The organism is Pseudomonas sp. R1-6, assembly GCF_051132115.1.
In the GTDB taxonomy this organism is placed as follows: domain Bacteria; phylum Pseudomonadota; class Gammaproteobacteria; order Pseudomonadales; family Pseudomonadaceae; genus Aquipseudomonas.
In genome coordinates this window covers 3885064-3898375 of the sequence record NZ_CP071662.1, presented here as the reverse complement: position 1 = coordinate 3898375, position 13312 = coordinate 3885064, and the positions used below count along the sequence as shown (strand labels likewise).

Below are 13312 nucleotides of genomic sequence, written 5' to 3'. Positions count from 1 at the left end.
GATGTGCCTCAGACCTTCAACACCAACTTCCCAAAATTCTCACCACTGAACAATTTGGTCAGCGTCTCGGGGAATGTCTCCAGCCCTTCGACGATGTCTTCCTTGCTCTTGAGCTGCCCCTTGGCCATCCAGCCGGCCATTTCCTGCCCGGCGGCGGCGAACTGCGAGGCATAGTCCATGACCACGAACCCTTCCATCCGCGCGCGGTTGACCAACAGCGACAGGTAGTTGGCCGGGCCCTTGACCGCTTCTTTGTTGTTGTATTGGCTGATGGCGCCGCAGATCACCACGCGGGCCTTGAGGTTCAAACGGCTGAGCACCGCATCGAGAATGTCGCCGCCAACGTTATCGAAATACACATCCACGCCTTTGGGGCATTCGCGCTTCAGGCCGGCGTGAACGTCTTCACTCTTGTAATCGATGGCACCGTCGAAGCCCAGCTCATCGATCAGGAATTTGCATTTGTCGGCGCCGCCAGCGATGCCGACCACGCGACAGCCTTTGATCTTGGCAATTTGCCCGGCAATGCTGCCTACCGCCCCGGCGGCACCGGACAGGACTACGGTTTCGCCGGCCTTCGGTGCGCCGACATCCAACAGGGCGAAATAGGCGGTCATGCCCGTCATGCCCAGCGCTGACAGATAACGTGGCAGCGGCGCCAGTTTCGGATCGACTTTGTAGAAGCCTCGCGGCTCGCCGAGGAAATAATCCTGCACACCCAAGGCACCGTTCACGTAGTCGCCTACCGCGTATCCGGGGTTATTCGAGGCGACGACCTGGCCTACGCCCAAGGCGCGCATGACCTCACCAATGCCGACCGGCGGGATGTACGATTTTCCCTCATTCATCCAGCCACGCATGGCCGGGTCCAGGGACAGGTACTCGTTCTTGACCAGGATCTGGCCGGGTGCCGGCTCGCCGACCGGGACTTGTTGATAAGTGAACGTCTCACGGGTAGCGGCGCCCACCGGGCGTTTGGCGAGCAGGAACTGGCGGTTGGTCAGGGCGGTCATGACAGGCACTCAAGATGAATGAAGCCTTGTTGATAGACGCTTGGAGCCTTCGCTGCAAGGTTTGCCGATACAGCGAATGCACATCGATCCAACCCAGTGATAATCCGCCGGGTATCGTTATCACTGGCGTTCATGCGACGCCAACCGGCGGTTGGATAGTGCTGCCGCACCGAAGCGATGGATGGCTATATTGCAGCGACAACGGTAATTCTTCGAGGCATTGACGATGAGCATGACGTTTTCCGGACAGGTTGCCGTGGTGACGGGCGGCGCGGCGGGCATTGGTCGCGCCACGGCCCAGGCGTTCGCAGCACAGCACCTGAAGGTAGTCGTCGCCGACCTGGACGTCGCGGGTGGCGAAGGCACGGTGCAGTTGATTCGCGATGCGGGTGGCGAGGCTGTGTTCGTGCGCTGCGACGTGACACTGGACAGCGACGTGCAAAATCTCATGAATGAAGTCATCGGCGCCTACGGTCGCCTCGATTACGCATTCAATAACGCGGGCATCGAAATCGAGAAGGGCAAACTGGCTGACGGGACGCTGGATGAGTTCGACGCGATCATGGGCGTCAACGTTAAAGGCGTCTGGTTGTGCATGAAATACCAACTGCCCTTGCTGCTTGCCCAGGGCGGCGGCGCGATCGTCAATACGGCCTCGGTGGCAGGGCTTGGGGCGGCGCCAAAGATGAGCATCTACGCGGCGTCCAAGCATGCGGTGATCGGCTTGACCAAGTCTGCGGCGATTGAATATGCCAAGAAGAAAATCCGCGTTAATGCGGTGTGCCCGGCGGTGATCGATACAGACATGTTTCGTCGGGCCTATGAGGCGGACCCGAGAAAAGGCGAATACGCCAACTCGATGCATCCGGTGGGCAGAATCGGCAAGGTCGAGGAAATCGCCAGCGCCGTGTTGTATTTATGCTGCGACGGCGCGGCATTCACCACGGGCCAGGCGTTGGCGGTGGATGGGGGGGCTACGGCAATCTGATTCCGACAAGCGCTTTTCTCGCTGCAGGACAAAGCCCGCACTGGTTGCGGGTTTTTCTTTGGAGGGCAAAGGTTCCCCTGATGGGTTTGCCATTGTATTTCAAGAAATGAGAATCAGCCGTTTTTGCGTGTTCTCTTACATCGCCCACCATCGCCCTGTGCTTAACTGTTTGTGGAAATAAAACAAACGCTTAGGAGCTTGGTTACTCATGGAGTTGAGAATCGACCGGCAGGCCCTGGTGCCCGTCGTGCAGCAAATTGTCGATGCGTTGGCCTGCTGGATTCGACAGGGCGCGGTGGAGCCGGGGACTCGCCTGCCATCGATCCGCCAGCTGGCACGGGAGAACCTGCTGAGTCAGGCGAGCGTCCATGAAGCCTGCCAGCGTTTGGTCGCCCAGGGCTTGCTTGCGTCGCGCCACGGTTCGAGTTTTGTCGTGGCTCCGGCCGCTTGCGCAACGGAAGAAGCCTTGGCCCATGGCTGGCTGCAAGGTGTATTGGCCGATCATGACGCCCCGGCAGGCGTTATGTATCAAGCGCTGAAGCTGGGCGGCGGCGGGCTGCCTGAAAGCTGGCGCGAAAGTGATGACCTGGGGTATGCGATACGTCAGGTGACTCGCACCGACATGGCGGGGTTGTTCAACTACAGCACGCCACTGGGACTGCCAGCCCTGCGTGAGCAGCTGTCCAGGCGATTGAAACAGTTCGATATCGATGCCGATGAAAAACGCATCCTGACCACCCTGGGCGCTACCCACGGGCTCGACCTGATCGTGCGCACGCTTCTGCGACCGGGCTGCTGCGTGGTGGTGGAGAGCCCCGGTTACTCGAAGCTGTTCGACCTGCTCAGGCTGCACAAGATAGACATGATCGAGCTGCCCAGGACACCCCGTGGCCCGGACGTCGACGCCCTTCAACGCCTGCTGGCGATTCATCGACCCAGCGCTATTTTCGTCAACAGCGCCTGCCACAACCCAACCGGCAGCAGCCTGGCGCCGGCGGTGGCCCAGCGTCTGCTGCAACTGGCGCAAGAGCACGCGATGCTGGTCATCGAAGATGATGTCTACGCCGATTTCCAGGGGCCAACGCGGGCCCGATTGGCGGCGCTGGATACCGACGTGGTCTACCTGGGCAGCTTCTCCAAGACCTTGAGCAGCTCTTTACGCGTTGGGTTCATGGTGGCGGCGCCCTCCGTCATCGCGCGTCTGAGCGAGATCAAGGAGATCACTTGCCGGGGCGGTTCCCGATTCGCCGAGTCCGTGCTGGCCAGCCTCCTGGCCAATGGCGCCTATCGCAAGCTGGTCCAGCGCCAGCGCCAGCGCCTCAATGCCGACATGGCGGTGGCGTTGCAGCTTTTGGAGGATGCCGACTGGAAAGTATTCGGCAAACCGGCGGGAGGCCTGTTCATCTGGGCGCGTCCGCCGCTGTGTGACTATGCTGAGGTACAGCGTCTGGCCAGGCGGTGCGGCATTCAGTTGTCATCCCGCACGGCGTTCAGCCCATCGGGTGCCGAGACGGATTGGCTGCGGGTCAACGTCGCCTATGCCCGGGATCCCAGGGCCTTGGCTTTCTTCCGGGCCACGGCTCTGGATCGACCTCAAATGTCCTGAAAACGACGCGGCTGTAGCTTTTTGCCATTATTCCGACGCCAGCATCTTGTGTTGCGGGGCGTCTCGTTGCGAATCTGCAATCAACACACACCGGCAGAGGACTGGGCGCAATGATTTCGGCCGTGCAAGGACGTTTTGCCAACCTGGGTATGGCAAAGAAATTGGGTATCGGCTTTGTCCTGGTGCTGCTGCTTACCGCAGTAGTGGCGGCCATTGGCGTCTGGTCCCTGCAAACCATCAGCCATCGCTTCGACGGCTTGAAGCAGATGTCATCCCTCAACAGCCGGTTGCTCAAGGTCCGGCTGCTGGAGCAGGAATTTGCCTTGCGTTCAGACCCCAAGTCCGCCGATGCCCTGCGACAGGGGGTCGATGGCTTGTTGGCCCTGGCGAACGACCTCAGGGCACGGTCAGACGGCAATGCGGCGGTGATGAATGAGGTGGAGCAGGCGCTGACGGCGTATCGCAAGGCCTTCGATGAGTTCGTCGGGCTGAGCCAGAGCAAGGACCTGGCGCTGGAAATGGCCAGCTGGTCGGTGTCCAGTGTCGCCAACAACCTGGATGTATTGCAGGCCGGACTCGCCGATGATGGCGCCTATACCTTGAAGGATTCCGAGGGCAAGGAGGGTGCAGAGTTCATCGAGCAGGCCAACCAGGTCAGCGAAGTGTCGCGACTTATGCTGCAGTCGATGAACGAAGCGCGCGTTCGGTTGGACCAAAGCCGTAAAGGCAGTGATGAGGCTGCCGGGCAGGGCAATATCGAACAGGCCGAACAGGCCATGAAGTTGGCGGAAGCGCTCAAGGGCGCGGTCAAGGATCCGGGTTACCAGACCGTACTCAACGAGGTCGCCGGGCACATCGGCGGGTTCAATCAGCAACTGGCGGAATACACCGCGCTGCTGGCCAAGGAAAAAATCGTCTACCAGCAATTGCATGAGCGCGCCGATCAGGTGATGGCGCGGGTCGACCAGGCCTACAGCGCCGAAGACAGTGCCATGCAGGCGGAACTTAAGAAAAATTCATTGATGATCATCGGCTCGTCGGCTTTGGCGCTGCTGGTTGGATTGATCGCGGCCTGGGTGATTACCCGGTTGATCGTCGCCCCGCTGCGCAGTGTGATCCGTGTCGCCCAGCGGATCGCCGCCGGGGACCTGAGCGCCAAGGTCGAAGTGATGCGCCGGGATGAGATTGGCCAGCTGATGTTGGCGATGCAACAGATGGGTGCCGGCTTGAGCAGTATCGTCAGCGGTTTGCAGGCTGGCATCGACCAACTGGCCAGCTCCGCCCAGTCGCTGTCGTCCGTCACTGAACAGACCAACCTGGAAGTCAGCAGCCAGAAGGAAGAAACCGAGCAAGTGGCCACGGCGATGAACCAGATGACTGCCACGGTTCACGATGTAGCCCGCAATGCGGAGGAGGCGGCGCAAGCGGCCCAAACGGCTGATGATAAAGTCGAAAGCGGCCAGCAGGTCGTGCGCCAGAGCATGGTCCGTATCGAGCAACTGGCTGACTCGGCGACCATGGCGAGCACCAGCATCGAAAGCCTGAGCGCCGAGATACAAAACATCGGCACCGTGCTGAGCGTGATCAAGAGTGTCGCCGAGCAAACCAATCTGTTGGCGCTCAACGCAGCTATCGAGGCGGCGCGGGCTGGCGAACAGGGCAGGGGGTTTGCGGTGGTGGCCGATGAAGTGCGGGCCCTGGCCAGGCGCACGCAACAGTCCACCGAGGAAATCGAGCGCCTGGTCAGCGCGCTACGCTCTGCTGCTCAAGCGTCCGTACAGCAAATCCAGAGCAGTGGCGAGCTGGTAAAAATGGCGGTCAGCGATGCATTGCAGACCGAAAGCGCGCTAGGCAGCATCGCGGCGGCGGTGTCGTTGATCCAGCAAATGAACCAGCAGATCGCAGCGGCCGCCGAACAACAAAGCTCCGTGGCCGAAGAAATCAACCGCAGCGTCACCAGCATCCGCGCCAGCGCCGATCAATCATCCGTGGCCATGCAGGGTAATGCTGCCTCCAGCGTTGAACTGGCGCAGTTGGGCGTTGAGTTGAAAGGAATGGTGGGGCATTTCAAGTTGTGAGTTGGGGAGCTGTTGCTGCCACTATCGCCAGCAAGCTGGCCCCCACGTGGGATGTCCGGTGAACACAAGGTTCATGTCGCCGCAAATCCTGTAGGAGCGGGCTTGTCCGCGAAGAGGCCAGCACGTTCCAACCTTCTCACCCCATCCCGCTCCGCACCCCAACCTCAGTCGTAGACCTTCTTTTTCTTCCACTCGTCGTTCGCTTCGTCTTCCTTCAACCCCTCGGTCAACTGGTTCACCTCACCCTCCACAGGCTGAGTGCTCGCCAGGACCTGGGCATTGGCCCGAGCCAGAAGCTTTTCCAGATAAGCCAGCTGTTCAGCATAGACCTGCGGTTCCTGCTGCTTGCGCAAATACTGGACACCACGCTCGAACGCCAGGCGAGCCTGCCCGGGCTGTTCCTGCTGCAGCGCCTGCTGGCCGAGGTTGTTGAAGAATTCGATGTGCAGCAGCACCAGAATGTGCCGGACCTCGCGAACCCAGCGCTTGGCCTCGTTGGGCGGCAGGAAACCGTCCTGGGCCGCGCGGGTGATCTGGCCGTGCAAGGCCTCGAGCAGGAACCGAACATCCTTGGCCTTCGCTTCGGTCTGGATCGGCGCCGGCGGGTTGTTGACCGGAATCGATTCACCCTGGGCGGCCAGTGCAGTCAGTTCGTCCAGGCGTGCCTTGACCTGAGCGTTGGACTTGTCGAGATTCAGCAGGCGCTGGCAGACGTTCAGCTCAAGACGCGTGATCAACAGCTTCAGGGCAGGGGTCATCAACTGGCCGGGGAAGGTTTCGGTGAGCTCGCCACAACGACGCAGGCGGTCGTTGAGCTCGACCTTGGTGCGGGCCTTTTCCAGCTTGTTGTTTTCCACCACATGGTTCATGTAGCCAATGGCGATCAACAGTGCGATCCCGGCTACGACGAGCAGGGTGATCATGAGTGGTGTCACCGGTAAGACCTCTTTAATGGGGAACGCATGTCATGAGTGTAGTGGCTTGGCTTTTAAGCGCATAGGCCCGAGCGACGCGATTAGACGGGCGTCGTGCTGTTTATAGGGCCTACAGCGGAGTAGATGCACATTGCCACTATTTGCCTGGTGCGACTATAGCGCCTTGGCGGGTGACAGAATATAGGCGTCAGAGACCGGGCGGACAAAATTCGCGAAGCCGCTTCAAAGCGGGGGAAGTCATTGATTTAAATAAATTTATATCTGGGGGTTGACGACCCTCCAATCCATCCATAGAATGCGCGCCACTTACAGCGTAAAGCACCTAGCCAAACGCGATAAGCAGTGAATGTTGTACGTGTGTCCCCTTCGTCTAGTGGCCTAGGACACCGCCCTTTCACGGCGGCAACAGGGGTTCGAGTCCCCTAGGGGACGCCAATGCGGGAATAGCTCAGTTGGTAGAGCACGACCTTGCCAAGGTCGGGGTCGCGAGTTCGAGTCTCGTTTCCCGCTCCATTTTTAAACAGCGTTGCTTTCGGGCAGGGCTGAGTGAAGCCAGAGCCGACATCTTAGGATGCGGATTTGGGCACTGGAATACACACCATGTGTTCCAGTTAGTGTGTCCCCTTCGTCTAGTGGCCTAGGACACCGCCCTTTCACGGCGGTAACAGGGGTTCGAGTCCCCTAGGGGACGCCATATGCGGGAATAGCTCAGTTGGTAGAGCACGACCTTGCCAAGGTCGGGGTCGCGAGTTCGAGTCTCGTTTCCCGCTCCAAATTCAAGAAAACGCCGCTCATTCGAGCGGCGTTTTTTTATGCGCCTATAAAAAGTCTCCTAGCCCTCCAGGCGGTCGCGAGCCGCGATGACTCAGCGATCGGGCTGGGTTGCGCTGCTCCACAGCAAAGAAAAAGCCCGCAAGGTGTAAGCCGTGCGGGCCTGTTTTTTACTGGCTGCGATCAGTGTTTGCTGTCCTGGTCCGACATCGCCAGCAATTGTTTTTCCTGGTTCCAATCGAAGGGCTCGTCGTTCTGCTCAGCTTCGAACCGACGTTCCTCCAAGGCCTGGTACAGGTTGATTTCTTCGTCGGGCATGTAGTGAAGGCAATCGCCGCCGAAGTACCACAGCAGGTCGCGAGGCACCAAGTGGGCAATCTGCGGATATCGGACGATCACTTGGCACAAGAGGTCCTGGCCCAGGTATTGGCTTTCGATCGGATCGACCGGCAACTGCGCGCGCAAATCATCAAAGCGTTCCAGAAACAGCGCATGGCTTTCTTCGGGCACCTGTTCGGCCTCACCCACGGCGACCAGGATGCTGCGCAAGTGGTCAAGCAAGACGAGGTGATCGGCAACGACGTTGGACACGAGATAAGTCCTCAAGAGCAAAACGGGCGCAGGAGTATAAAGCGCCTGCGCCCGCTTTTACATGCTGGTCGTCCGGATCAACGGACTTTGTCCTCAGTGAGCGTCAGCGCTTGCGGGTCGAAGTCGTCCACGTCGATGACCTTGCGGCGTGCCGTTTCAGCGGCTCGCAGGGTCTGCGCTTCAGTTGCATTCAGCACGCCCGCTTCGAGCGCTGCATCGATAAGGGGCTCTCCAGGTGCCGGGTCGAGCTGACCCTGCTTCAATGCCACGTGCAATTTCTTGTGCAGCGGATGGGCGGTGGCCAGCAGGTCGGCGGCGTATTGCAGCGCACCGACAGGATCATCCTGTGACTGTGGGCGATAGCAGCCTTGAAGCAACTCCTCCAAAGTCGGATCGCCCTTGGCGCGACCGATAACCGCTGCCACCTCGGCATCGAGCCGGTCGCTCGGACCTTTATGACGCCGGCCGAAAGGAAACACCACCACACGCAACAGGCAGCCCAGCAGCCGGCTTGGGAAGTTGGCCAGCAGCTCGTCCAACGCCCGCTCCGACTGACCCAGGCTTTCTTCCATGGCCCACTGGAACAGTGGCGCCATATGGTCCGGCGAATCGAGATCGTGGTAGCGCTTGAGTGCAGCCGAGGCCAGGTAAAGGTTGCTCAACACATCACCCAATCGGGCAGACAAGCGCTCGCGGCGCTTGAGCTCACCACCCAGCAACATCATGCTCAGGTCCGCCAGCAAGGCAAATGCCGCCGCTTGCCGGTTGAGGGCGCGGAAATAGCCTTGGCTCAAGGCGTTGCCTGGCACGTTATCGAAATGCCCCAGGCCGAGATTCAGCACCAAGGTACTGGCGGCGTTGCTGACCGCGAAACCGATGTGCTTGAGCAGCAATGCGTCGAATTCGAGCAATGCCTGGTCTTTGTCCTCGCGGGTGGCCAGGGCCATTTCCTTGAGCACGAACGGATGGCAGCGGATGGCACCCTGGCCGAAGATCATCAGGTTGCGCGACAGGATATTCGCGCCTTCGACCGTGATGAAAATCGGCGCGCCTTGCCAACTGCGTCCCAGGTAGTTGTTAGGACCCATGATGATGCCTTTGCCGCCGTGAACGTCCATGGCGTGGCTGATGCATTCGCGGCCACGTTCGGTCAGGTGGTACTTGAGGATCGCCGACAGCACCGAAGGTTTTTCGCCGAGGTCCACCGCGTTGGCCGTCAGCATGCGCGCGGCGTCCATCAGCCAGGCGTTGCCACCGATGCGCGCCATGGCTTCCTGGATGCCTTCGAAGGCCGACAACGGCACGTTGAATTGTTCACGCACCTGGGTGTACTGGCCGGTGACCAGGCTGGTGAACTTCGCCGCGCCGGTACCGACCGCGGGCAATGAAATCGAGCGCCCGACCGACAGGCAGTTCATCAGCATCATCCAGCCCTTGCCGAGCATGGCCTGGCCGCCGATCAGAAAGTCCAGCGGGATGAAGACATCCTTGCCCCAGTTCGGCCCGTTCATGAAGGCGGCGCCGAGGGGCAGATGGCGACGGCCGATCTGAACGCCGGGCGTGTCGGTGGGGATCAGCGCCAGGCTGATTCCCAGGTCTTCTTCGTCGCCCAGCAAGTGGTCCGGGTCATAGGCCTTGAAGGCCAGGCCGAGGAGGGTGGCGACCGGGCCTAGGGTGATGTAGCGCTTTTCCCAGTTCAGGCGCAGGCCAAGGGTTTCCTCGCCTTGCCACTCGCCTTTGCAGATGATCCCGGTGTCGGGCATCGCCCCGGCGTCGGACCCGGCCAGTGGGCCGGTCAGCGCGAAGCAGGGGATGTCGTCGCCACGGGCCAGTCGCGGCAGGTAATGGTTGCGTTGTTCGTCGGTGCCGTAATGCAGCAACAGTTCCGCGGGGCCGAGGGAATTGGGGACCATGACGGTGGAAGCCAGGTCGCCGCTGCGGGTGGCGAGCTTCATTGCCACCTGGGAGTGGGCATAGGCGGAGAACCCCTTGCCACCGTATTCCTTGGGAATGATCAGGGCGAAAAAACCATGCTCCTTGATGTGTGCCCACGCTTCGGGCGGCAGGTCCATCGCCTGGCCGATCTGCCAGTCGCTGACCATCGCACAAAGCGCTTCGGTAGGGCCGTCGAGGAACGCCTGCTCCTCGTCGGTCAGACGAACCTTGGGGTAAGCCAGCAGCGTGTCCCAGTCTGGCCGTCCACTGAAAAGCTCGCCATCCCACCATACCGTGCCAGCGTCGATGGCGTCGCGCTCGGTCTGGGACATGGGCGGCAGGGTTTTCTGGAACCAGTCGAACATCGGCGCGCTGAAGTATTTGCGGCGCAGGTCCGGTAGCAGCAGCGGTGCCGCGATGGCGGCGAGCACCAGCCAGAGAACGAGCATCAGCCAGCCGGGTGCATGGCTGGCGATGCCCATCACCAGCAGGTAGACGGCGACGATGCCCAGCGCCGGTAGCGGGGCGGTGCGACGATGCGCCAGCCAGGCTACCCCGACGACCAGAACCAGTATCCACAACAACAGCATAAGTGATCCTCCGTGAACCAAGGCAAAACCGACCTTCAGAGCTTAGACGGCCCCTGCAAAACCGGCAGTCGGCGCGATGTGATTGATTTCGTGGGAAACCCTCGACGTATCGCGCCAGTCTGGTTGGCAACAACCGTGGGAAATCGTTCGTTGCCAGCGTGAGAAAACGCCATTGTTTGGCGCAAATGCCTTGTCGGCCCCGGCTGGGTCGACAGCGCGCGTCGGCTCCGTGGCGGGTAATGATTTGAGCCGTTCCTCATCCGGCGTATGCTGCTGCGGCATTTATCCTTTGAGGAAGCCGAGATGCTGAAGATTTGGGGCCGGAAGAACTCATCGAATGTTCGAAAGGCGTTGTGGTGTGCCGAGGAACTGGGACTGGCCTACGAGGCCATCGATGCCGGCGGGGCCTTCGGTGTGGTGGACACGCCGCAGTACCGCGCCAAGAACCCCAACGGTCGGGTTCCGATGCTGGAAGACGAAGGCTTCGTGCTCTGGGAGTCGAATACCATCGTTCGCTACCTGGCCGCTCGTCATGCATCGGGTTCGGCTTGGTACCCCGACGATGTCCAGGCCCGGGCCAAGGCAGAGAAGTGGATGGACTGGACCACGTCCAGCTTCGCGGCCCCGTTTCGCACGGTATTCTGGGGCGTCCTGCGCACCCCGTCCGAGCAGCAGGACTGGGTTGCCATCAAGGCGGCGATCAAGGAGTGCGACGACCTGCTGGCGATGGTCGACCAGGCCCTGGCCGAACAGCCTTACCTTGGCGGTGAGGAAATCGGCATGGGCGACATTCCCCTCGGCAGTTTCATTTATGCCTGGTTCGAGATGCCCATCGAGCGCGCCGCGCTGCCGAACCTCCAAGCCTGGTATGCACGGCTCAGGCAGCGTCCGGCCTATCAGAAAGCTGTCATGACCGCGTTGACTTAATAGTTACTATCGACACACTTCACTGTACTTGTGCGGCGACGCCACGCACCATTGCCTTCGTGCGCCATGGTTGCATTGCTCGCCGTGCGCCCTTATCTAGTGTTCTTCTTCCCCCTTCTTGGTGCGTAATCCGATATGAGTTCCGCTCTGTCCATACGGCAGTTAACCAAAACCTACGGCAACGGTTTCCAGGCCCTGAGTGGTATCGATCTGGACGTCGCCGAAGGTGATTTCTTCGCCTTGCTTGGCCCGAACGGGGCAGGCAAATCCACGACCATCGGCATTCTTTCCACTCTGGTGAACAAGACCGGCGGCACGGTCAATGTCTTCGGCCACGATCTGGACCGCGCGCCCGCCGCGCTCAAGCGCTGCATCGGCGTGGTGCCTCAGGAATTCAATTTCAACCAGTTCGAAAAGACCTTCGACATCGTCGTGACCCAGGCCGGCTACTACGGCATCCCACCGAAGATTGCCAACGAGCGCGCCGAACAGTACCTGACCCAACTGGGCTTGTGGGACAAGCGCGACGTGCCGTCCCGTTCGTTGTCCGGTGGCATGAAGCGACGTTTGATGATTGCGCGCGCGCTGGTGCATGAACCGCGCCTGCTGATCCTCGATGAACCGACCGCGGGCGTGGACATCGAGCTGCGCCGTTCGATGTGGACCTTCCTGACCGAGCTGAACCAGAAAGGCATCACCATTATCCTCACGACGCATTATCTGGAAGAAGCCGAGCAGCTGTGCCGCAATATCGGCATCATCGACCACGGCACCATCGTCGAGAACACCAGCATGCGGCAGTTGCTGAGCCAATTGCACGTGGAAACCTTTTTGCTGGATCTCAAGCATGACTTGAGCGTCACCCCTCAGCTCGTAGGCTATCCGGCCCGGCTGCTGGACGGCCACACCCTGGAAGTCCAGGTCGACAAATCCGTCGGCATTACCGGGCTGTTCACCCAGCTGGCCCTGCAAAACATCGAAGTGCTGAGCCTGCGCAACAAGACCAATCGCCTTGAGGAGTTGTTCGTGTCCCTGGTGGAAAAAAACCTGGCGAAGGTGGCGGTATGAGTTCGGAACTGCGCCCCAACCTGATCGCCCTCAATACGATCGTTTATCGCGAAGTCCGACGCTTCATGCGGATCTGGCCGCAGACCTTGCTGCCCCCGGCCATCACGATGGTTTTGTACTTTGTGATCTTCGGTAACCTGATCGGCCGGCAGATCGGCGACATGGGCGGCTTTACGTACATGGACTACATCGTGCCGGGGCTGATCATGATGTCGGTGATCACCAACTCCTACGGCAACGTCGTGTCGAGTTTCTTCGGCAGCAAATTCCAGCGTTCGATCGAAGAACTGATGGTCTCACCGGTTTCGCCCCATACGATCCTGATCGGGTTTGCCTTGGGCGGTGTGTTGCGAGGATTGGCGGTTGGCCTGATCGTGACCCTGCTGTCGCTGTTCTTCACCGACCTGCAGGTGCATCACCTGGGCGTGACGATCCTGGTGGTGGTGCTGACGGCTACGATCTTTTCGCTGCTGGGTTTCATCAATGCCGTGTTTGCGCGCAACTTCGACGACATCTCCATCATCCCGACCTTCGTACTGACGCCGCTGACCTACCTGGGTGGAGTGTTCTATTCGATCTCCTTGCTGCCCCCGTTCTGGCAGACCGTATCGCTGGCCAACCCGGTGTTGCATATGGTCAACGCGTTTCGCTACGGGATCCTTGGGGTGTCGGACATTCGCATCAGTATCGCGATCACCTTCATGCTGGTGGCGACCGTGGTGCTTTACGTGGGGTGCGCGCGGTTGCTGGTGAGTGGGCGGGGAATGCGTACCTGAGATTGTCTTGGGTTCTTCGTTTTTTTGGGGTGCG

General features: G+C 60.2%; 10 protein-coding genes, 4 tRNA genes and 1 pseudogene. 11 read left to right on the top strand and 4 right to left on the bottom strand.

Annotation, left to right across the window (positions count from 1 at the left end):
- Positions 1 to 8: 8 nt before the first annotated feature.
- Positions 9 to 1013, bottom strand: coding sequence for an NADP-dependent oxidoreductase (locus J3P81_RS17515; RefSeq protein ID WP_420766906.1), 1005 nt, complete (start codon positions 1011 to 1013; stop codon positions 9 to 11).
- Positions 1014 to 1239: 226 nt separating this feature from the next.
- Here J3P81_RS17515 and J3P81_RS17510 point away from each other — a divergent pair, with 226 nt between their 5' ends.
- From J3P81_RS17510 to J3P81_RS17495, 4 genes and pseudogenes are all read left to right on the top strand, one after another.
- Positions 1240 to 2001 carry an SDR family oxidoreductase gene (locus tag J3P81_RS17510; RefSeq protein WP_420766905.1) on the top strand — a complete coding sequence of 254 codons (762 nt, stop codon included), beginning with the start codon at positions 1240 to 1242 and terminating at the stop codon, positions 1999 to 2001.
- Positions 2002 to 2209: 208 nt separating this feature from the next.
- Positions 2210 to 3607, top strand: coding sequence for a PLP-dependent aminotransferase family protein (locus tag J3P81_RS17505; protein ID WP_434560044.1), 1398 nt, complete (start codon positions 2210 to 2212; stop codon positions 3605 to 3607).
- A 110-nt stretch (positions 3608 to 3717) separates the two neighbouring features.
- Positions 3718 to 4776 (top strand): annotated as a pseudogene (locus J3P81_RS17500) (HAMP domain-containing protein); the annotation flags it as partial.
- Complete coding sequence (locus tag J3P81_RS17495; RefSeq protein ID WP_434564132.1) at positions 4777 to 5685, top strand: methyl-accepting chemotaxis protein; 909 nt, start codon at positions 4777 to 4779, stop codon at positions 5683 to 5685.
- Between the two features lie 164 nt (positions 5686 to 5849).
- On the opposite strand, the gene J3P81_RS17490 is transcribed toward J3P81_RS17495, so the two are convergent.
- Positions 5850 to 6608, bottom strand: coding sequence for a hypothetical protein (locus J3P81_RS17490; protein WP_434560042.1), 759 nt, complete (start codon positions 6606 to 6608; stop codon positions 5850 to 5852).
- Positions 6609 to 6979: 371 nt separating this feature from the next.
- On the opposite strand from J3P81_RS17490, the gene J3P81_RS17485 reads away from it, so the two are divergent.
- The 4 genes from J3P81_RS17485 to J3P81_RS17470 all read left to right on the top strand — a co-directional run bounded on the left by J3P81_RS17485 (position 6980) and on the right by J3P81_RS17470 (position 7393).
- Positions 6980 to 7055: transfer RNA gene (locus J3P81_RS17485), tRNA-Glu, on the top strand.
- A gap of 2 nt (positions 7056 to 7057) precedes the next feature.
- Positions 7058 to 7133 (top strand) — tRNA-Gly (locus J3P81_RS17480).
- A gap of 105 nt (positions 7134 to 7238) precedes the next feature.
- Positions 7239 to 7314: transfer RNA gene (locus J3P81_RS17475), tRNA-Glu, on the top strand.
- A 3-nt stretch (positions 7315 to 7317) separates the two neighbouring features.
- Positions 7318 to 7393: transfer RNA gene (locus J3P81_RS17470), tRNA-Gly, on the top strand.
- A 181-nt stretch (positions 7394 to 7574) separates the two neighbouring features.
- On the opposite strand, the gene J3P81_RS17465 is transcribed toward J3P81_RS17470, so the two are convergent.
- Positions 7575 to 7982, bottom strand: coding sequence for a PA2817 family protein (locus J3P81_RS17465; protein ID WP_420766902.1), 408 nt, complete (start codon positions 7980 to 7982; stop codon positions 7575 to 7577).
- A gap of 77 nt (positions 7983 to 8059) precedes the next feature.
- The gene (locus J3P81_RS17460; protein WP_434560040.1) at positions 8060 to 10507 is read right to left on the bottom strand and encodes an acyl-CoA dehydrogenase; all 2448 of its coding nucleotides are present in this window, start codon (positions 10505 to 10507) and stop codon (positions 8060 to 8062) included.
- A 303-nt stretch (positions 10508 to 10810) separates the two neighbouring features.
- Here J3P81_RS17460 and J3P81_RS17455 point away from each other — a divergent pair, with 303 nt between their 5' ends.
- The 3 genes from J3P81_RS17455 (at position 10811) to J3P81_RS17445 (ending at position 13278) form a co-directional block, all read left to right on the top strand.
- A complete protein-coding gene (locus tag J3P81_RS17455) occupies positions 10811 to 11434 on the top strand; it encodes a glutathione S-transferase family protein (RefSeq protein WP_434560038.1) in 624 nt (207 codons plus the stop codon).
- Positions 11435 to 11569: 135 nt separating this feature from the next.
- Complete coding sequence (locus J3P81_RS17450) at positions 11570 to 12502, top strand: ABC transporter ATP-binding protein (protein ID WP_420766899.1); 933 nt, start codon at positions 11570 to 11572, stop codon at positions 12500 to 12502.
- Positions 12499 to 13278 (top strand): ABC transporter permease, encoded by a 780-nt coding sequence (locus J3P81_RS17445; protein ID WP_420766898.1) that lies wholly within the window; start codon positions 12499 to 12501, stop codon positions 13276 to 13278. Before J3P81_RS17450 ends, J3P81_RS17445 begins: the two co-directional genes overlap by 4 nt.
- The last annotated feature ends 34 nt before the right edge of the window (positions 13279 to 13312 follow it).